This is a genomic window from Gelidimonas diazotrophica (assembly GCF_055694025.1).
Genome location: NZ_CM146349.1, coordinates 1,436,277 through 1,455,288 on the forward strand (window position 1 = coordinate 1,436,277; position 19,012 = coordinate 1,455,288).

General features: G+C 54.6%; 17 protein-coding genes and 1 pseudogene. 10 read left to right on the forward strand and 8 right to left on the reverse strand.

Translation table 11 applies throughout. From position 1 onward, the window contains the following. Positions 1–147 precede the first annotated feature (147 nt). Together KGFNPO_RS06680 and KGFNPO_RS06685 are read right to left on the reverse strand one after the other, a co-directional pair. The gene (locus tag KGFNPO_RS06680) at positions 148–507 is read right to left on the reverse strand and encodes a hypothetical protein (protein ID WP_472633785.1); all 360 of its coding nucleotides are present in this window, start codon (positions 505–507) and stop codon (positions 148–150) included. Continuing rightward, positions 507–1,964 carry a multicopper oxidase domain-containing protein gene (locus KGFNPO_RS06685; RefSeq protein ID WP_472633787.1) on the reverse strand — a complete coding sequence of 486 codons (1,458 nt, stop codon included), beginning with the start codon at positions 1,962–1,964 and terminating at the stop codon, positions 507–509. Before KGFNPO_RS06685 ends, KGFNPO_RS06680 begins: the two co-directional genes overlap by 1 nt. 335 nt (positions 1,965–2,299) lie before the next feature. Between KGFNPO_RS06685 and thrC the strand changes: the two genes are divergently transcribed. From thrC to KGFNPO_RS06715, 6 genes are all read left to right on the forward strand, one after another. Then, positions 2,300–3,784, forward strand: coding sequence for a threonine synthase (gene thrC / locus KGFNPO_RS06690; RefSeq protein WP_472633789.1), 1,485 nt, complete (start codon positions 2,300–2,302; stop codon positions 3,782–3,784). Between the two features lie 314 nt (positions 3,785–4,098). After that, positions 4,099–5,331 (forward strand): molybdopterin molybdotransferase MoeA, encoded by a 1,233-nt coding sequence (locus KGFNPO_RS06695; RefSeq protein WP_472633791.1) that lies wholly within the window; start codon positions 4,099–4,101, stop codon positions 5,329–5,331. Next, the gene (gene moaD, locus KGFNPO_RS06700; RefSeq protein ID WP_472633793.1) at positions 5,331–5,588 is read left to right on the forward strand and encodes a molybdopterin converting factor subunit 1; all 258 of its coding nucleotides are present in this window, start codon (positions 5,331–5,333) and stop codon (positions 5,586–5,588) included. The genes KGFNPO_RS06695 and moaD overlap by 1 nt, the downstream gene beginning before the upstream one ends. A gap of 73 nt (positions 5,589–5,661) precedes the next feature. Beyond that, positions 5,662–6,660: a Stealth CR1 domain-containing protein gene (locus KGFNPO_RS06705; protein WP_472633795.1), complete on the forward strand. Its 999-nt coding sequence runs from the start codon at positions 5,662–5,664 to the stop codon at positions 6,658–6,660. Between the two features lie 183 nt (positions 6,661–6,843). Beyond that, positions 6,844–8,475 (forward strand): methyl-accepting chemotaxis protein, encoded by a 1,632-nt coding sequence (locus KGFNPO_RS06710; protein ID WP_472633797.1) that lies wholly within the window; start codon positions 6,844–6,846, stop codon positions 8,473–8,475. A 95-nt stretch (positions 8,476–8,570) separates the two neighbouring features. Further along, positions 8,571–9,164 (forward strand): chalcone isomerase family protein, encoded by a 594-nt coding sequence (locus KGFNPO_RS06715; protein ID WP_472633799.1) that lies wholly within the window; start codon positions 8,571–8,573, stop codon positions 9,162–9,164. Positions 9,165–9,235: 71 nt separating this feature from the next. Here the strand turns inward: KGFNPO_RS06715 and KGFNPO_RS06720 are convergent, their stop codons facing one another. Next, complete coding sequence (locus tag KGFNPO_RS06720) at positions 9,236–9,610, reverse strand: YbaN family protein (RefSeq protein WP_472633801.1); 375 nt, start codon at positions 9,608–9,610, stop codon at positions 9,236–9,238. A 166-nt stretch (positions 9,611–9,776) separates the two neighbouring features. On the opposite strand from KGFNPO_RS06720, the gene moaE reads away from it, so the two are divergent. Then, complete coding sequence (gene moaE / locus KGFNPO_RS06725; RefSeq protein ID WP_472633803.1) at positions 9,777–10,265, forward strand: molybdopterin synthase catalytic subunit MoaE; 489 nt, start codon at positions 9,777–9,779, stop codon at positions 10,263–10,265. A 13-nt stretch (positions 10,266–10,278) separates the two neighbouring features. Here moaE and KGFNPO_RS06730 read toward each other — a convergent pair whose 3' ends face one another. The 4 genes from KGFNPO_RS06730 to KGFNPO_RS06745 form a co-directional block, all read right to left on the reverse strand. Next, positions 10,279–12,015, reverse strand: coding sequence for a histidine kinase N-terminal 7TM domain-containing diguanylate cyclase (locus KGFNPO_RS06730; protein WP_472633805.1), 1,737 nt, complete (start codon positions 12,013–12,015; stop codon positions 10,279–10,281). Between the two features lie 668 nt (positions 12,016–12,683). Then, positions 12,684–12,923, reverse strand: coding sequence for a thioredoxin family protein (locus tag KGFNPO_RS06735; RefSeq protein WP_472633807.1), 240 nt, complete (start codon positions 12,921–12,923; stop codon positions 12,684–12,686). Positions 12,924–12,971: 48 nt separating this feature from the next. Further along, positions 12,972–14,018, reverse strand: a complete 1,047-nt coding sequence (locus KGFNPO_RS06740) for a permease (protein WP_472633809.1) — start codon at positions 14,016–14,018, stop codon at positions 12,972–12,974. A 114-nt stretch (positions 14,019–14,132) separates the two neighbouring features. Then, positions 14,133–14,657: a sigma-70 family RNA polymerase sigma factor gene (locus tag KGFNPO_RS06745; RefSeq protein WP_472633811.1), complete on the reverse strand. Its 525-nt coding sequence runs from the start codon at positions 14,655–14,657 to the stop codon at positions 14,133–14,135. A gap of 462 nt (positions 14,658–15,119) precedes the next feature. Between KGFNPO_RS06745 and KGFNPO_RS06750 the strand changes: the two are divergent. Then, a pseudogene (locus KGFNPO_RS06750) lies at positions 15,120–15,434 on the forward strand (STAS domain-containing protein); the annotation flags it as partial. Between the two features lie 10 nt (positions 15,435–15,444). Beyond that, complete coding sequence (locus tag KGFNPO_RS06755; protein ID WP_472633813.1) at positions 15,445–16,083, forward strand: universal stress protein; 639 nt, start codon at positions 15,445–15,447, stop codon at positions 16,081–16,083. A 127-nt stretch (positions 16,084–16,210) separates the two neighbouring features. On the opposite strand, the gene KGFNPO_RS06760 is transcribed toward KGFNPO_RS06755, so the two are convergent. Next, positions 16,211–17,116 carry a LysR family transcriptional regulator gene (locus tag KGFNPO_RS06760; protein ID WP_472633815.1) on the reverse strand — a complete coding sequence of 302 codons (906 nt, stop codon included), beginning with the start codon at positions 17,114–17,116 and terminating at the stop codon, positions 16,211–16,213. 200 nt (positions 17,117–17,316) lie between these two features. Between KGFNPO_RS06760 and aceB the strand changes: the two genes are divergently transcribed. Beyond that, positions 17,317–18,903 carry a malate synthase A gene (gene aceB / locus KGFNPO_RS06765; protein ID WP_472633817.1) on the forward strand — a complete coding sequence of 529 codons (1,587 nt, stop codon included), beginning with the start codon at positions 17,317–17,319 and terminating at the stop codon, positions 18,901–18,903. The last annotated feature ends 109 nt before the right edge of the window (positions 18,904–19,012 follow it).

Here is a 19,012-nt window from a genome sequence, read left to right on the forward strand (position 1 = left end):
CCTGCAGCGGCGATTTGTCATTTGTTGAAACATACTCGGACAAGTTGCTAGTGCGCGCCGGCTAAGGCTTTGGACACTACCCGCGCTCTTATGACCCCGCGTTTTTAGCTGTATCTGTCTGATCCATTATTTTCATCAGTAATAGAGTTATTTTTTCTCCGCCAGCTTTTTCTCAAGCGATTTCTGTATAGCCGCAAACGACTGCCGCTTTGGTTCAAAAACCAGAGAAAGTGCCGCCAGCTCCACGGACACTCTTACGCTGTTTTTATCGATGCCGTCGACTGACTTGACGATTGATTCGAGTGACTTTCCCGTTGCCTCATTGGCGGGGAAATCCCCGTCGATCGCAAAAAATACAACTTGGCGTTTCTGCGCCAGCGCCTGCGTAATCAGCGCATGGTCGTAGACCGCAGCAATTTTATCTTCAACGCAATGGCCGCAGGCTAGAGCCACCGATCCTTGCAGGGCCAGGATCAGCCCTGCCATAAGAATAGTGGCACGCAGCATTAGTGTCCTGCCTCAGCGGGAACCGATGCTTCCGGATGGGAATCGATCCAGTGGAAATATTTCAGGTATTGCTCAATTTCCAGTGCGCCCAGATTCTGATTGGGCATTGGAATGCCGCCATACTCTTTCAGCATTGCCTTGGCATCTGCATCGCTTTCGAGCATTTTTTCAGGCGATTCCAGCCATTTTGTGAGCCACTCGTCGCTGCGGCGTTTGGTCACGCCTGCCAGATCAGGTCCGAGTTTTTTGCCTTGTCCTATCGAATGGCAGGCCAGGCATTTGCTCTCGAAATCAAGTTTTCCCTTGACCGCGGCCGGCTCTGTCGGCGTCGCAGTTGCTTCCATGTTGTGATGTTCGATGTCGTTCCTATCTTCTTTTTTGTCGCTGGCGTCGACCAGGCCGATGGCGCCTTGCGATGCGTTGGCAAAGTGGTGATCGACCATAATGTATTGACCCGCCTCGGGAACCATGAATTCCACAATGGCGCTACTGGACGACCCGAGCAGCACAGTTTGCATGCCGCGGAACTGGTTATCCGGATTGCCATCTACCCAGACCCGGTCGAAGATGGTCCCGACCACATGGAAGCTGGATGTTTTGCTGGGCCCCACATTGAGCACAAACAAGCGAACCCGTTCGCCTGGCTTTGCCAGCAGAGGTTTTCTTACAAGCCCGTTGTGTACGCCATTGAACACGGTATAACTTGAAATTGCTTTCTTCAAATTGTCGCCGTCAAGAACGTGAATGGGTTGGCCGTCAATCTTGCGGTCCTGTGGGTCAGGCTTGACGTAGAACTCGCTCTGAACCACAACGTATTCGCGGTCGGCCTTGGTTGGATAGCCTTCACGCGGTTCGACGATAAAGGCGCCATACATTCCTGAGGCGATATGTTCGAGGATCATAGGCGTGCCGCAGTGGAACATGAAGACGCCCGGATAGTTCGGCGTAAACTCGAATTCGATAGTTCGTCCGGGCGCGATGGAACGATATTTATCCTGCGGTGACAACATTGCTGCGTGAAAGTCCATCGAGTGCATCATCGGTGCGGCCGTAAACTGAGCGCCCGGCATAACCTCGTCGCTGCGGTTTGTCATGCTGAACTTGATTCTGTCGCCGACACGAGCGCGGATGGTCGGCCCCGGCACCTGATTGCCAAAGGTCCACGCGCTGAACTTCACGCCTGGTGCAATCTCAATGATTTTATGTGAAGTGTCGAGCCGAATCGTTTTGACCGGAGAAGGGTCCAACGGCTTGAGTTGGGCGTCCATGCTGAGAGCAGCGCCTTCGGCATAGGGACCTTTGTGGCGTTCTGACGTGATTTTCGCTGGGGGCGACTTAAAATCCATTTTGCTTTGATCGTAGGGATCGGATTTAGTCTTTTCCTGGCTACATGCGAACAGAATAACGGTCGCGGTTACCAAGCTGAGTAGGCGAGAAAACTGTTTTGCGATTTTCATGAAGCCCCCTTGAAAGGAGAATAATACGGTCACACCCGCGCTTCTAGCGTGAAATTTTGTACCTGTCTATTTTTTTATGCAAGTCTTTTTATTATCAAAATAGACATTCAAGCAGGCAACAGAAATGCGGCTTGTTCCGGCGTATTGGCAGGGTAATAAGGATTGAATGATGATAGCTGGAGGGCTGGTTGACGCCTATTTCCGCATCGCCCGCAACCAGGAGCGCCGAAGTTATAATAGTCGCCGACTCCCCATAACCAACCTTCAGCGCTCGCCCGGCACCAGACTGCGTCAGTTTGCGTGATTTTTGGCACCGTGCAGCCACGCCCGCCACTATGCAATACGTATCTACCCGCTCCGGCACTGTGCAATCCTCTGCACCGCAATCCTTTTCCGAGATTTTACTGGGCGGCCTGGCGCCTGATGGCGGCCTGTATTTGCCGGCGGAATATCCGCAGGTCACAGGCGAAGAATTGACTGCCTGGCGCAAGCTGTCTTACGCCGATCTGGCGTTCGAGGTCTTGAAAAAATTCGCCACCGACATCCCCGCCGCCGATCTCAAGGCCATCACACGGAAGACCTACACTGCCGCTGTTTACCGCAATGCACGCGCAGGCGATGACGCCAGCCAGATCACGCCGCTGCATGTGCTGGATGAACAACTCGGCCGTGGCGGCGCCAAGACGCTGATGCTGCAGGCGCTGTCGAACGGCCCGACGCTGGCCTTCAAGGACATGGCGATGCAGTTGCTGGGCAACCTGTTCGAATACACGCTGGCCAAGAATAATGCCGAACTGAATATTTTCGGCGCGACTTCCGGCGACACCGGCAGCGCGGCCGAATACGCGATGCGCGGCAAGAAGGGCATCCGCGTCTTCATGTTGTCGCCACACAAGAAGATGAGCGCGTTCCAGACCGCCCAGATGTTCAGCCTGCAAGACCCGAATATCTTCAATATCGCCATTGTTGGCGTGTTCGACGATTGTCAGGATATGGTCAAAGCGGTTTCCAACGATCTGGAATTCAAGGCGCGCCAGAAGATCGGCACCGTCAATTCGATCAACTGGGCCCGCGTGGTGGCGCAAGTGGTGTACTACTTCCGTGGCTATTTGCTGGCCACTACCAGCAATGATCAAAAGGTATCGTTCACCGTGCCGTCGGGCAATTTTGGCAACATTTGCGCCGGTCACATTGCCCGCATGATGGGCTTGCCGATCGACAAGTTGATCGCCGCCACCAACGAGAACGACGTGCTGGACGAATTTTTCCGCACCGGCGTCTACCGGGTGCGCAAATCGGCCGAGACGTATCACACCAGCAGCCCGTCGATGGATATTTCCAAGGCATCCAACTTCGAGCGTTTCATCTTCGATTTGCTGGATCGCGACGGCGACCGCGTGCGGGCGCTATTCCAGAAAGTCGAAACCCATGGCGGCTTCGATCTGTCCGGCAAGCCTGGCAGCGACGGCGACGAGTTCGTTAAAATCGCGCAATACGGTTTCCTGTCCGGAAAATCGACGCATCAAGACCGTCTCGATACCATCCGCGACGTGCAGGATGAATATGACATCACCATCGACACCCACACCGCCGACGGCGTCAAGGTTGCGCGCGAATACTTGGTGCCGGGCGTGCCGATGATCGTGCTGGAAACCGCACTCGCCGCCAAGTTCAATGAAACCATTTTGGAGGCGCTCGGCACCGACGCCGAGCGCCCGGCCGGTTTCGAGAATATCGAAGATTTGCCGCAGCATTTTGAGGTGATGCCGGCCGATGTCGAATTGGTGAAAGCGTTCATCGCTAAACATACGGGCCTGTAAATATCCTGAGCATTGCTCCTCTCTCCCACTTGTGGGAGAGAGGCCGGGAGAGAGGGTGCTCGCAATACCAAGGTGAGCTAAAACAAGGCTCAGTCCTGGTGGGATTTCCACATAATGCGGCCGGAATGTTTGCTAAATCCCTCTCCCTAACCCTCTCCCGCAAGCGGGCGAGGGGACTTGAACAGTCTTGATCTAGCGGACTGAACAATAACTGCATGTATAAAAACACAGGAGTATAAGAAAAAACAGTGCCTTTGCCGCATATATACATTGCGGTATTGTTTTTTACTGCCATAGGTATGATTAGGAAAACCATGACCGAGAAAAATCCCATGTTGAACGCTGCCGAAGCGCTGGGCTTGCTGCTCGCCGCCGCCAAACCGGTCACCGAGGTCGAACAGTTATCGACGCTGCAAGCCAATGGCCGCATCCTGGCTAGCGCCCAAACATCGCAACTCGACGTGCCACCCAAAGACAATACGCACATGGACGGCTATGCAGTGCGCGCCGCCGATTGCGCCAGCGGGGCGGCGACATTGATCGTGAGCCAGCGCATCCCGGCCGGTCATGTCGGACAAAAACTGCAAGCCGGCACTGCGGCGCGGATTTTCACCGGCGCGATGATTCCCGAAGGAGCGGATGCGGTCGTGATGCAGGAAATGTGTACGCTGGTCGGCGATAAAGTCACCATTAACCATGCGCCACCCGCAGGCGAATGGATACGCCGCGCCGGCGAAGACATCCGCGCCGGCAGCGTGATCCTGCCTGCAGGTACACGCTTGCGCGGGCAGGAACTCGGTTTGGCCGCGTCTGTCGGCTTGGCAACATTGCCAGTAGTGCGCAAGCTGCGCGTCGCGGTATTTTTCACCGGCGACGAATTGGCAATGCCGGGCGAGCCATTGAAGCCAGGCGCGATCTACAACTCGAATAAATTCACGCTGCGCGGCTTGCTGGAAAACCTCGGTTGCGCCATCACCGATTACGGCATCGTGCCCGACACGCTGCAAGCCACCCGCGACACGCTGCACCGCGCCGCACAGGAACACGATTTGATCGTGACTTCCGGCGGCGTCTCGGTCGGCGAAGAAGATCACATCAAACCGGCGGTCGAAGCAGAAGGGCGGCTCAACCTGTGGCAAATCGCGATCAAGCCCGGCAAACCGCTGGCGTTTGGCGAAGTCAACCGTGCGGCAGGCAAGGGCGGCGCTGCTTTTTTCATCGGCTTGCCGGGCAATCCGGTATCGAGTTTCGTCACTTTCCTGCTCTTCGTGCGGCCTTTCATCTTGCGCTTGCAAGGCGTGCAAGATGTTGCGCCCAGGACATACAAGCTGCGCGCCGATTTCACTCAGAGCAAAGGCGACCGCCGCAACGAATTCTTGCGCGCCAGAATCAACGCCCAGGGCGGGCTGGATATATTCCCGAATCAAAGCTCGGGCGTGCTCACTTCCACCGTCTGGGGCGACGGCTTGATCGACAATCCGCCCAGTTGCGCTATCGCCAGCGGCGACATGGTCAATTTCATTCCTTTTAGCGAACTCCTCCAATAATGAACATCCAGCTCCGATTTTTTGCCAGCATCCGCGAAACCCTTGGCACCAGCCAGGAATCCGTCGCCGTGCCGGCACAGGTGCGCACCGTTGGCGACGTGCGCCATTTTCTGATCGCACGCGGCGGCCCATGGGCCGAATGCCTGGCAGAAGACCGCACACTGCGCATGGCGTTTAACCAAGTGATGACCGAACCGGAAACGCTGATTAGCGAAGGCTGCGAGGTCGCGTTCTTTCCTCCGGTGACAGGCGGTTGAGAAAGTTGACCCGGAAAAGTGCAGACAGAGCCACTTTTTTGCGCTTTTTTTCGTTCGTAATGGTTCGTAACTAATGTCGAAGACCGAGTTCCAGAACAACGCAGAGCGCATCGACATTGTCTACTTGTGGGTCAACGGTGCCGATCCGGTCTGGCGGCACAAGCGTCAGCAAGCGCTGGTGCGCCGGGATGCCCAGCAACAAACCGATGATTTGGCGCGTTACGGTAATGTGGCGGGGCGCTATCGCGACAATGGCGAATTGCGCTTCAACCTGCGGGCGCTGGAAAAGTTTTACCCGAATCATGGCCATATTTATCTGGTCACCGACGCGCAGGTGCCGGATTGGCTGCAGCCCAGCGACAGTCTGACGCTAGTCGATCATCGCGATCTGATTCCGGCGGCGGCGCTGCCGGTGTTTGATTCCGGGCATATTGAATCCTATCTGCACCACATCCCCGGTCTGGCCGAGCGCTTCATTTACCTCAATGACGATGTGTTCTTCGGGGCCACGGTGGACCCGGATCAATGGTTTGGCGTTGATGGCGTGGCGCTGTTTACGGAAACCGCAGCGGTGCCGGATTACGATACTTTACAAACCGGCGAGACCGCACTGGTGAATGCATCGGTATTGTCCAAACACTGGCTGTCGCGGCGCTATCCGAAATACCGCCATGCGCCGCGCATTTTTGCGCACGCGCCGCGGCCGATGTTCAAAAGCGTGCTGCATGAACTGGAGCAGGCCGCGCCGGAACTGTTCCGGCAAGTACGCAAAACGGTTTTTCGCTCCTGGCGAGTGCCGCCGATCGTGCCGGATCTGGTGCCGCGCTGGATGCTGCATACCGGCCTGGCCGCAGTACAGGCACAGGCGCTGGAGCCGCTGTACATCAGCAGCGGCGCAGCGGATGCAGAACGGCAGTTTCAGGATTTGATAGCCGGGTTCGGCCGGATTCCGTTTTTTTGCATCAACGACACCAGCGACGATGCTGTTGACGATGCCCCGCAATTGCAGAGTATTGCCCAGACCCTGGGCAAATTGCTGCCCAATCCCTCCTCCTTCGAGCGCATCGATTAGCCTGCGTATTCAAGATGCCATGCTGCATCGCAAAAAAGAACGATAGTGCGATTTTTAGAGTGCTGCCACTACTAAAACGCACTTGCATGTCACTCTGTAATTGCTATAGTGGATCAATTAATTTCTTCATAGACACATTTTCCTTCCAAGTAATTTCGCCTGGGGACTCAAGGCTCGCACATAATGAATATTAAAAAATTGCGTATTGGACAACGACTTGCGCTCGGTTTCGGGGTCGTCATTGCTTTATTAATCATGCTGGCTAGCTTGGCTTATGTTCGCATTGCCAGCCTCAATAGTGAAATCAACCTGCTGGTCAAGGATCGTTATCCAAAAACCGTGATTGCCAACGCCATCAAGGCCGATCTGAACGAAATTACCCGCAATATGCTCAACGTTTTGATCATGACCGACCCGGGACAAATCAAAAAAGAGTTGATCAACATCGAAGACAAGAATAAAAGCACGCAATCAGCTATCGCCACCCTGAGCCAAATCATCGCCGATCCACAGGGCCGCGAGCATCTCAACGCAATCACCGCCTTGCGGGATAAATTTTTGCCGGTGCAGAGCAGTTTTGTGGCTCTCATCAATCAGGATGCAAAAGACGAAGCGATGCTGAAGCTGTTGTTTTCGGTACGGCCGCTGCAAACCAAATATTTCATCCAGCTCGACAATTTCATCACTTACCAAAACAGCCAGATGGAGCAGTCCGGCGCACAATCTACGCTGGCTGCCAATCGCACTGCGCTGTTAATCCTGATTCTTGCTGCCATTGCCAGCACCTTGAGCGTGCTGGTCGGTTTTTTCGTCTCGCGCAGCATTACCAGGCCGCTCAATGAAGCTGTTGATATCGCCAAACGGGTGGCCGATGGCGACCTGACCAGCACCATTGCAGTCAAAACCTTCGATGAAACCGGCATGCTGATGCAGGCGCTCAGGCACATGAATGAAAGCTTGTCGAAAATTGTCGGTGAAGTACGTTTTGGCACCGAGACTATTACCTCAGCATCGGGCCAGATTGCCAGTGGTAATCAAGATTTGTCGTCGCGTACCGAGCAGCAGGCCTGCTCGCTGCAACAAACCGCTGCCTCGATGCTCGCCTTGACCAGTACCGTGCGCGAAAATGCCAACAATGCGCACCAGGCCAATCAACTCGCGGCCTGCGCCTCGGAAGTCGCGGCCAAGGGCGGTGCTGTGGTGGCGCAAGTGATCGGCACCATGGGCTCGATCAATGACTCTTCCAGGAAAATCGTCGACATCATCAGCGTTATTGACGGCATTGCATTTCAAACCAACATCCTGGCGTTGAATGCGGCCGTGGAAGCGGCACGCGCCGGCGAGCAGGGGCGCGGTTTTGCGGTGGTGGCGTCCGAAGTCAGGAATCTGGCGCAACGCTCGGCTGCAGCGGCCAAGGAAATCAAATTACTGATCGGCGACTCGGTCGATAAAGTCGAAATCGGCAGCAAACTGGTGCGTCAGGCCGGCATCACGATGGACGACGTGGTGGCAAGTGTTGCGCGCGTGACCGACATCATGGCGCAGATCACTAGCGCCAGCCAGGAACAAAGTTCAGGCATCGAACAGGTTAATCGCGCCATCAGCCAGATGGACGAAGTTACCCAACAGAATGCGGCGCTGGTGGAAGAGGCAGCCGCTTCAGCCGAGTCGATGCAGAATCAGGCGGTCAATCTGGCCCAGGTGGTGAGTGTTTTCAAACTACCTGGCAGGAGTGCAGCAGTTGCTACGATTGTGGCGCGCGTCAAGCAGCGGGCCATGATAGATATCACTGCCCCCCGGATTGCTGCCGAATAATTTACGGCGTGGCATTAGCTGTTTTTTTAGTTTCGAAGAAGACGCGTTAGAGGTCTCTTCGTAAACAACTATTGATTATTTTTTGGAGAGACAACATGATTAAAAACTTGCGTATCACACGGTTATTGACTTTGGGCTGCCTCGTAATGGGCTTTTGCCAGAGCGCATCGGCAGTTGAAATCGCCGGTATGAAACTGGATGAAACCGTACGCGTGGCTAACACGGAACTGAAGCTCAATGGCGCGGGGATTCGCGTCAAGGCAATCTTCAAGGTGTATGTGGCGGGCTTGTATCTGCCAACCAAGAAAACCACAGTGCCTGAAATTCTGGATCTGGCCGGCCCACGGCGGCTGGTGCTGGTGATGCTGCGCGAAGTCAGCAGCGAAGAATTCGGGCAGAGTTTCATGACCGGCCTGAATGCCAATTCGGACAAGGCCGAAAAATCGAAAATCGTCAACCAGACCGTCAAGATGGGCGAAATCTTCGCTTCCATCCCTTCGACTAAAAAAGGCGACACGATTACCGCCGACTGGGTGCCTGGCTCCGGCATGCTGATTCATGTCAACGGCAAACAAGTAGGCGAAGTTATACCCGGCATTAATTTTTACAATGCGTATCTAAAAATCTGGCTGGGCGACAAGCCAGCTGACAGTTCGCTCAAGCAAAACTTATTGGGCGGCAAAGAATAATTTTGTAAGTGCTGTGCTTGGTTTGGGCGGGCTGAACAAAAGGCCGGCCCGTTTTTTTATCTGCTTTTTATCTACCGCAGCGTCTTCATGCGCAGGATTACCAGGCTGAGCGCGATCCCGATGGTAACCAGGATCAGCTTCACGACCACGGCCTCCATCTTGTAGATCGAGAACGACAGCGACGCCCAGATCAGCAGCAGTGACACAATCTTTGCGCGCAACGGGATTCCCCGTCCGCTCTGAAAATTGAGTATGTAAGTTCCCAGTATCCGGTTGCTTACCAGCCAGCGGTACATCCGTGGCGATCCCCTGAAATAACAAGCCGAAGCCAGCAGCAGGAAAGGCGTGGTCGGCAATAGCGGCAGAAATACGCCCAGAATGGCGAGCACCACGGCTATGCTGCCCACGATATTGAGAACAATTTTGGTCAACGGGTTTGTTTTCACGACATCCTTGCTGTATCACTTGTTGCATCACTTGTTACCCATTACCGGCGGGCTTCATTGTAATTCCGTTTCACAATCAATCGTGAACGCGAAGCGCTGCTTGCAAGGCATGACCTTGTACGGGCTAAAATACGCAACTGAGAGTAGTTAAAAAGAGAGCAACGCCATGCCTGTGCGTGTACAAACCGAAGATTTCGACCTGACGACTGAAGTCAGCCAGTTGCGTCTTACCAATCCGAAAGTGGGCGCGGTGGTCGCTTTCGTTGGCACCGTGCGCGATTTGAATGACGGCGTCGATATTGCCTCCATGGAGCTTGAACATTATCCCGGCATGACCGAAAAGGCGCTGGAAAATATCGTGCAGCAGGCGCGCACGCGCTGGGAGTTTTTTGATGCGTTGGTGATTCACCGGGTCGGACCCTTGATGCCGCTGGACCAGATCGTGCTGGTGGCGATTACCGCGTCGCATCGCGGCGAGGCGTTTGCCGCCTGTGAATTCATCATGGATTATCTAAAAACCGCAGCGCCGTTCTGGAAGAAAGAACAGACGCCCAGCGGTGCGCGCTGGGTGGATGCGCGCGAATCGGACGATCACGCACTGGCGAAGTGGGGCATATCATCCGGCAATGGCGCGCAGGGCGGGCCGGAGTTGTAATTTCACTTCCCCATCAACCGTGCACCTTGTTGGTTCCGCTGGCCGTATCCGCGTTCTGTTTGCGCTTCGCACTCATGTTCACGACGGCGGGTGAAACGGGACAATCCGGCGTCAGACCGGGGACATCATCCTGGCATTCGACCCGGTTGCGCCCTGCCTCTTTGGCCTTGTAGAGGGCTTTGTCAGCCAGATCAATCAGCGTATCGATGCTGGCGGCGTCCGTCGTATACATCGAGATGCCGGCTGAAAACGTTGCGCAAACAATATCATCTTCAAGCGGGATTTTGATGGCGGCGAATTTGGCGCACCAGTTATTGGCGCGAATGAATGCCTGTTCGCGGCTGGTATTGGGCAGCAAAACCAGGAATTCTTCCCCACCCATGCGAAACACATAATCGCTTTGCCGGATGCTGCTTTGCAAAAAATGGGCGATGGTGCGCAACACCTGGTCGCCCGCAGCATGGCCGTAGGTATCGTTAAAGCGCTTGAAGTGATCGATGTCGATCATGACTGCCGCCAGCGGTTTATTGCTGCGCACAAATTCAGCTTCCAGCCCGGTTTTCAATTCATCCAGAAAGCGCCGGTTGTGCAGGCCGGTCAAGACATCGCGAATAGCGTCTTCGTGCAATTGCCGCTGGAGCTGCAGATTGGTTTCGAGTTGATCCTCTAGTTCGGACATGGCATCGCGCAGCTTGATTTCACCCAGTTTGCGATGCGTGATATCGCGCAACATCAACAGCATTCCGACCTTCTTGCGCCAATGCGACAACGGCACTTTTTTCAGCTCGAAATGGCGTTCCGGCTGACCCAGAACGATATCGAACCGGTCTTTCGCACCTTGCGCCAGCAGTGGCTGCAGCACATCATGGAGCATTGGAAACTGCTGCAAATGGCAGCCGACGGATACTTCCGGCATGCCCGGCAAGTCGGCTGCGGCGCTGTTGCATTCCACAATACGGTGTTCCAGATCCAGTACCAGCACCACATCCGGCACTGCGTCGAGCAAGACGGTGCGCGCTACCGGCAGCAAGTCAAACAGTTGATTGCGGCTGATGAGCCAATAAAAAACCAGCGTCATCAGCAGAAAGCTGAACGGCGTCGGATCGAGTCCGAACAAGCGCACGGTATCGGTGACGTAGCCGATATTGGCGATCCAGGGGAATAGCATGGCCAGCGCAAAACCGAGGTAATGGCGGCGATAAACCGGGCTCGCACGCGGCAGGGCGTTGACGATTGCAACTATGCTGAGCAGCATGAAAACATATAAATAGACGGTGCTGAGATAAAACCACGGGCCGTGAACGTACAGCATCCGCAAACCGGTTTGGGAGATTTGCGCAGTGGTTTGCACATACATCAAGTGATGCATTGGGTTCGTGAGGGCGATGATGCAGGTCACCAGCGGCATTGCCAGCAGGATCAGTCGCCACCTGGTGCGCAAGGGCGTGGCGTTGCCGCTGACATAAGTCCAGATAAACAAGGCCCAGAATGTCGGGGCGGCGACGATGCCAGGCCAGGCCAGAGCGGCCCACATTATTTTGTTCGACGGCAGCACGGCGAAGTTTTCGAGCGCGGCTGCCGTGGCCCACCAGGCAGCGGCCAGCAACATCGCAATGAAATTGCCGCGCCCAGGAAACGGTGGCAGTTGTCTAGTGCGCAAGGCCACGAAGAGAGTGATGACGCCGACGGCCAGCAGCAGGATAGGCGCGATTAGAGTGGCTTCTGCCTTGAATGGTATTAAATCAAGCATCGTGTTTGTTGTTATTTTTTTGCATGTTGGAGTGTGTCTGTTGCATCGGTGCATGGTCAGACAGTGAAACTCTTGAATTACTCCCGGGAAAATAAATAAATTTTTATTTGCGATGTTAAATGTGTTGTTCGGAATGCAGTTAATCTTGACTGATGTTTCTTGAAATACATAAATAATCAGGAGTATATGAATATTTATTAATGTTTATATGCGCAAATAAGTATTTACTTCAGGAGTATGTGTTTTGCGCTGGGGCAATGATAGTCCTAATTTGTAACAAATTGCTTACAAAAAATATGCTGTCAGGCAGAACTCGGAGTGTGGATTTATGGCTTCGTCGCATTATTGTGCGTATTTTTCACTTCGATTCCGCAAGTCCGACAGGCTGCCAGGGTTCTCACGACTGCAGACAATCAGTGGGCATGTCCATGCTGCCGGTCATCATGAACCATTTCTACAGAAGGAATTGCTCCAACCCCAGTATCCGGTTGCCCTGTACAAGATTGCGTGAATGGCTGCTTCATCACCTGCAAAATCACATGCACGATCCCGAATCGATCATGCAACTGATCGATAGCGTGCTTTAGAAAAGTATCGTCAGGGTGCCCCTGCGGTGTATACAAGATGCGAAGATGCAAAGATGCGTGATTTCTGCGTTCTTGCAGCGCTCAGGCGTTAGCTGTGAACCACTGTTCGATCTTGTCGCGGCTAGGCACACCACCGGCATGCACCACCTTGCCATTGATCACTACGCCGGGCGTGCTCATGATGCCGTAGCTCATGATGTCGCGTAATTCCTCTATTTTTTCCAATGTGACAGTGACACTTTTGGCTTGTGCGACTTGGTCGATTAATGCGATGGTTGCCTTGCAATTGGCGCAGCCCGTACCTAGTACCTTGATATTCATAGGATTCCCCTGTGAGTTGAAATTTGAAATTTAGTTAAAAAGTGCGTGTTACAAAACTGCATTGAAAACAAAGCCCACCAGCAAAATGCCGGTCGCGACCACGCCGATGAAAGTAGCAATCAGCCGCACTTTCAACACCTTGCGCAGAATAATCATCTCGGGCAGCGATAAGGCGATCACACTCATCATGAATGCCAGCACGGTGCCCAGCGCAGCGCCTTTGGCCAGCAGCGCTTGCACGATTGGAATCACACCGGCTGCATTGGTGTACATCGGCACGCCGATGATTACCGCCAGCGGCACCGACCACCACGCATCCTTGCCCATGAAGGAGGCCATGAAATCTTCCGGCACGTAGCCATGGATCAATGCGCCCAAGGCAATGCCGCCCAGAATGTAAGGCCAGACTTTGCCGACAATTTCGCGCACTGCGTTGAAACCGCCCTGAACGCGATCCGCCAGTGTCATGCCCGTATCCGCAAACTGGGCCGTGGTCTTGGGCATGTCGCGCACCCAATCTTCCAGATACGCTTCCATCTTCATGCGTCCGATCAGCCAGCCTGCCACGATGGCAACTGACAAACCAAGAACCAGATATAACATGGCAACTTTCCAGCCGAACATGCCGAACAGCAGCGTCAACGCTACTTCATTGACCATCGGGGCCGAGATCAGGAAAGAGAATGTGACGCCCAGCGGCACGCCGGCCTGGACAAAGCCGATGAACAGCGGCACTGCGGAGCACGAACAGAACGGGGTGACGATACCCAGCGAGGCCGCCATCACGTTGGCCGCGCCTTCGCTGCGACCGGCCAGCAGCGCGCGGGTACGCTCGGGCGTGAAATAGCTGTTGATCATGCCCATGACGAAAACCACGCCGGCCAACAGCATCAGCACCTTCGGGGTGTCGTAAAAAAAGAACTGCAGCGCGCCGCCTAAATGGCTATTTCGATCCACCGGCAAGGTAGACACTAATGCTTCCGAGCCCGGAAGCAGCGTTTGATACAGTGCCAGCCAGACAATCGCGGCAAGGATCAGGAAAATGAGCGGCTGACGCGCCGGCCAGGTTTTTAGGGATGTGGTTATGGTATTCATATTAGTGAAGACGAATGACTTACTGAAAAGACGCGAAATAGTGAGTTTGAGATGGAAAAAATTTTCGACTTCACACACGTTCATCATGAATCGCCAGCCTGGCAACGCATGGTTTTACTTGCGCGGCACAAAGTCCGACACGTGGCCGACTGTATCAAGCTGGATCTGACAGGCTTGCGTCATGCATGCACGCAAGTGCAGGCGTGCACGCTGGATGCGCGATTTGGCAGCGCTCAGATTCAAACCCCTGGCGGCGGCGAATTCGGCTTGCGGCATGCCTTGCAAATCGCACAAAGTAATGACATCGCGGTCCTCGGTGCTTAACTCGGAGAGCACGCGTGACAGGCAGTCCGTGAGGGTGTCGACCGTATCAAATTCGTCTGCGGGCGCGGACAAATTCTCGGGCAACTCGACCGTCTCGCGTGCTACACGCAGTCGATCGGCCAGTGCGTTACGCGCCACCTCAAACAACCAGGCGCGGGCGTTTTGCAGCGAGCAGAACCGGTCGCCCTGGCGCAGGGCTTTCAGGAATAAATCCTGCAGCAGGTCTTCGGCTTCAGCAGGATTGTTCAGCCGATGGCGCAGCCAGCCGCGTAACTCAGGTGCATATTGCGACCATGCGGTTGTTAAGCAATTCATGGTTTTTTCATATTTTTCAAATGGTTTAAACGGCGCGGCAATTTTGGCTGCACTTTCCTCGCTGCGGCGCAAGGCTTTGGATGCATGTCTTCGCAAGACGTAATTCTAGCGTCTGAACACAATTTACTTTAGCTGCTGCATTGCAGCAGCTAAAGTAAAATCGAACGCTCCTCCTAAAAGCAAGACCTCAATCGGAGCACTACCCTTGTAAGCATATTTCCTCACTGCGAGTCAGATACATCCTTTTTAGCTACTCGCGCGAGGCTTCATATCGCTTATTTGCGTCACCTGTGTCCGGATCATCCGGGCTTCCTTTCCGATAATCCGGCCAGGAAAACTCAGCGGCGTGCGCACTTTTCACCAACCACTGCCGCCCTGGCTGCATCAACAACGGAACATAAAATTACATGAAATCCTTACGCCAGGACTGGCTCTCCAATGTCCCCAAAGATCTGCTCGCACGTGAGTTCGAAATCGGAAGATGCTGGCCGTGTGCGTGCTTACCGTGTGTTCGGCCAAGTGTTCTTTGCCTCGGCGGAACGCTTCGTTGGCTCCTTCGATTTCAAGGAAGTCATTGAAAAAGTCAGCATCGACGTCAGCCGTGCCCATTTCTGGGATATCACGGCCGTGGGTGCGCTCGATAAAGTAGTCATCAAATTCCGCCGCGAAGGCACCGCAGTCGACATCATTGGTCTCGATGCAGCCAGCGCCACGATGGTGGACAAGTTTGCCGTGCATGACAAGGACGGTGCCGAAGATATGCTGATGGGCCACTAGGAGAAAAAACATGAATACAGACAACAAAGTATTAGCCTGCGTCGATCAATCTCTGTACGCCGATTACGTGGCGGATTATGCGGCCTGGGCGGCGCGGCGCATGGATGCGCCGTTGGAATTCCTGCATATCATCGACCGTCATTCGGAAACCGCAACCGGCGGCGATTACAGCGGGGCTATTGGTATTGATGCGCAAGAATCGCTGTTGACGGAACTCTCCGATCAGGACGAATCCCGTAGCAAGGCAGCCCGCGAGCGGGGCCGCATTTTCCTCGACCGCTTGCGTGAACGGGCGGTTGCTGCCGGGGTTGCGTCGCCTGACGTGCGCCAGCGCCACGGCGTGCTGGAAGAAACCTTAGTCGAGCAACAAGAAGGCGTGCGCCTGATTGTGCTGGGGCGTCGCGGCGAATCGGCCGATACCACGCAACGCGATTTGGGACGTAATGTCGAGCGCGTGGTGCGTGCCTTGCAGCGCCCGATCTTGACTGTTACCGATGCATTCAGAGAACCGCGCCGGGCGATGATCGCCTTCGATGGCGGCATCGTCACCCGCAGAGGCGTGCAGATGGCGGAGTATGCAGTAAAAAATGCCATTTTCCGCATATTTTATATGCGGATTAAAATAATACGGCTTACAGTATATTTTTAATCAGCGGATTTGGTAGATTGGGCTGACGCTGTATCAGCCCAACATTCTGTGCACAATGTTGAGCTTCGCTGCGCGCAACGCCAACCTACAATGCCATTGCGTTTTGCATTGTAATGACAACTATCCGTTAATTCTTTTGCCAATATTCCGCCTGTGCATACACATGCCGTAAAAAATCAATAAAGGCCCGGATGCGCAGCGGCATGTGCTGGCGTTGCGCGAATACGGCGTAAATATCATTGCCCGCTGCGGCAAAATCGTCCAGCACCGTCACCAATTGACCGGATTCCAGCGCGCTGCGCACTTCCCACATTGAACGCCACGCCAAACCGCGGCCGGCCAGCGCCCAATCGTGCAATACCTCGCCGTCATTACAGACCATATTGCCCGCCACTTTGAGCGTGATATTTTTGCTGTTTTGGCGGAAAGTCCAGCCGCGCTGGCTGCCATCGCTGGGCAGGATCAGGCAATTGTGTTTGGCCAGATCATCCGGAATCAGCGGCGCACCGTTTTTTTTGAGGTAAGCCGGCGCCACCACCACCACGCGCTTATTGTCGGCCAGCTTGACGCCGACCAGATTCGAATCGGCCAAAGTAGCAATCCGGATCGCCACATCGATCCCTTCGCCGATCAAATCGACCAGGCGGTCATTCAGATTCAAGTTCAATGCGACGTCGCGATGTTCGGCCAGAAAGGAGGGCAATAATGGCGCCACATGCATCCGGCCAAAGCCCGCTGGCGCGGAAATGCTGAGGTGGCCGCTGGCGCGGGCGCTGCCTGCGGTGACGGCGGATTCGGCATCTTCCATGTCGGCCAGAATGCGCTGGCAATCTTCGAGAAAGGCTGCACCTTCGTCGGTGAGAGCGATTTTACGGGTGGTGCGCTGCAATAGCTTTACCCCAAGCCGTTTTTCCAGCGCATCGAGCCGCCGGCCTATCATTGCCGGGGCGATGCCTTCGGCTCGGGCCGCTGCAGACAGGCTGCCGCGGGTGGCCGCCTCGACGAAGGTGGAAATCTGTTTGAAATGATCCATGATGTATGAGGCTTGTTGCCGGTTCTCGGTTTTACTTGTGATTAAAACGCAATAATAAAGTGATAAATCATTTTGTTTGCACTGTTTTTATTTAATATACTGGATTCCAATCACATCGTAAAATCATCCATCCAACCCGTTTTAAACCATCTTGTCGTCAATCTCGACGCGCAACCGCAACCCACTACCAGGAGCACCACATGACGAAAATCACTTTGCCAGCCGGCATGGAAATCAAGGCCGAGATCGCATCCGGCTACGAACAAATTCTGACCACCGAAGCATTGGCGCTGGTAGCCAAGCTGACCCGCGCTTTCGAACCGCGTCGCCAGGAATTGCTGGCCGCGCGCGTGGTGCGGGCGCAAGAACTCGATAACGGCAAATTGCCGGATTTTCTGCCGGAAACCGCGCACATCCGCAACGGCGACTGGAAAATTGCGCCGATTCCAAAAGCACTCGAATGCCGCCGGGTTGAAATCACCGGCCCGGTAGAACGCAAGATGGTCATCAACGCGCTGAACTCCGGTGCTGACAGCTACATGACCGACTTCGAAGATTCGAACACGCCGAACTGGGAAAACCAGATCACCGGCCAGATCAACATGAAAGACGCGGTACGCAAGACCATCGCGCTGGAACAAAATGGCAAGAGCTACAAGCTCAACGATACCGTCGCCACGCTGGTGGTGCGCCCACGCGGCTGGCATCTGGACGAAAAGCATGTGCTGATTGACGGCAAGCGCATTTCCGGCGGCATTTTCGACTTCGCGATGTTCATGTTCCATAACGCCAAGGAACAACTGGCACGCGGCGCTGGCCCGTATTTCTACTTGCCGAAGCTGGAAAGCCACCTCGAAGCACGCCTGTGGAACGACATCTTCGTGATGACGCAAAACGAACTCGGCCTGCCACAAGGCACGATCAAAGCCACCGTATTGATCGAAACCATTCTGGCTGCATTCGAAATGGACGAAATCCTGTACGAATTGCGCGAACACTCCAGCGGCCTGAATGCCGGCCGTTGGGATTACATCTTTTCCTGCATCAAGAAGTTCAAGAACAACGCAGATTTCTGCCTGGCCGACCGCGCCAAGGTAACAATGACCGCGCCGTTCATGCGTTCCTACGCATTGTTGCTGCTGAAAACCTGCCACAAACGCAACGCGCCAGCGATTGGCGGCATGGCCGCACTGATCCCGATCAAAAACGATCCGGCAAAGAACGAAATCGCCATGGGCGGCGTGCGTGTGGACAAGGCGCGTGACGCCACCGATGGCTACGACGGCGGCTGGGTTGCCCATCCTGGCCTGGTTGAATTGTCGATGGCTGAATTCAAGAAGGTGCTGGGCGACAAGCTGAACCAGATCGAAAAACAGCGTCCAGACGTGAACATCACTGCCGCCGACTTGCTGAACTTCCAGCCGGAAGCGCCGATCACCGAAGCTGGCCTGCGCTACAACATCAACGTCGGCATCCATTATCTCGGTGCATGGTTGTCAGGCAATGGTTGCGTACCGATCCATAATTTGATGGAAGATGCCGCCACCGCAGAAATCAGCCGTTCGCAAGTCTGGCAATGGATTCGCTCCAGCAAGGGCGTGCTGGAAGACGGCCGTAAAGTCAGCGCCGACATGGTGCGCAAGATGATTCCGGAAGAATTGGTCAAAGTGAAAGAAATCGTAGGCAGCGGCGCAACTTACGACCGCGCTGCGCAAATTTTCGAAGAAATGTCGACTTCGGAAGACTTTGCGGAATTCCTGACCTTGCCGCTGTACGAAGAAATCTAACGGGTTTTGACCGCATTGCGCCGTAATTGGGCGTCATGCGGCTGAAACCTGCACTGCAAGAACAACCGGCTGCGGCCGGTTTTTGCATTATTGGGCGCACCATGCGCTG

Excerpts from the sequence above, each read along its gene's own strand:
- KGFNPO_RS06680 (WP_472633785.1), bottom strand. The coding sequence starts at position 507 with ATGCTGCGTGCCACTATTCTTATGGCAGGGCTGATCCTGGCCCTGCAA.
- KGFNPO_RS06685 (WP_472633787.1), bottom strand. The coding sequence starts at position 1,964 with ATGAAAATCGCAAAACAGTTTTCTCGCCTACTCAGCTTGGTAACCGCG.
- thrC (WP_472633789.1), top strand. The coding sequence starts at position 2,300 with ATGCAATACGTATCTACCCGCTCCGGCACTGTGCAATCCTCTGCACCG.
- KGFNPO_RS06695 (WP_472633791.1), top strand. The coding sequence starts at position 4,099 with ATGACCGAGAAAAATCCCATGTTGAACGCTGCCGAAGCGCTGGGCTTG.
- moaD (WP_472633793.1), top strand. The coding sequence starts at position 5,331 with ATGAACATCCAGCTCCGATTTTTTGCCAGCATCCGCGAAACCCTTGGC.
- KGFNPO_RS06705 (WP_472633795.1), top strand. The coding sequence starts at position 5,662 with ATGTCGAAGACCGAGTTCCAGAACAACGCAGAGCGCATCGACATTGTC.
- KGFNPO_RS06710 (WP_472633797.1), top strand. The coding sequence starts at position 6,844 with ATGAATATTAAAAAATTGCGTATTGGACAACGACTTGCGCTCGGTTTC.
- KGFNPO_RS06715 (WP_472633799.1), top strand. The coding sequence starts at position 8,571 with ATGATTAAAAACTTGCGTATCACACGGTTATTGACTTTGGGCTGCCTC.
- moaE (WP_472633803.1), top strand. The coding sequence starts at position 9,777 with ATGCCTGTGCGTGTACAAACCGAAGATTTCGACCTGACGACTGAAGTC.
- KGFNPO_RS06730 (WP_472633805.1), bottom strand. The coding sequence starts at position 12,015 with ATGCTTGATTTAATACCATTCAAGGCAGAAGCCACTCTAATCGCGCCT.
- KGFNPO_RS06735 (WP_472633807.1), bottom strand. The coding sequence starts at position 12,923 with ATGAATATCAAGGTACTAGGTACGGGCTGCGCCAATTGCAAGGCAACC.
- KGFNPO_RS06740 (WP_472633809.1), bottom strand. The coding sequence starts at position 14,018 with ATGAATACCATAACCACATCCCTAAAAACCTGGCCGGCGCGTCAGCCG.
- KGFNPO_RS06745 (WP_472633811.1), bottom strand. The coding sequence starts at position 14,657 with ATGAATTGCTTAACAACCGCATGGTCGCAATATGCACCTGAGTTACGC.
- KGFNPO_RS06755 (WP_472633813.1), top strand. The coding sequence starts at position 15,445 with ATGAATACAGACAACAAAGTATTAGCCTGCGTCGATCAATCTCTGTAC.
- KGFNPO_RS06760 (WP_472633815.1), bottom strand. The coding sequence starts at position 17,116 with ATGGATCATTTCAAACAGATTTCCACCTTCGTCGAGGCGGCCACCCGC.
- aceB (WP_472633817.1), top strand. The coding sequence starts at position 17,317 with ATGACGAAAATCACTTTGCCAGCCGGCATGGAAATCAAGGCCGAGATC.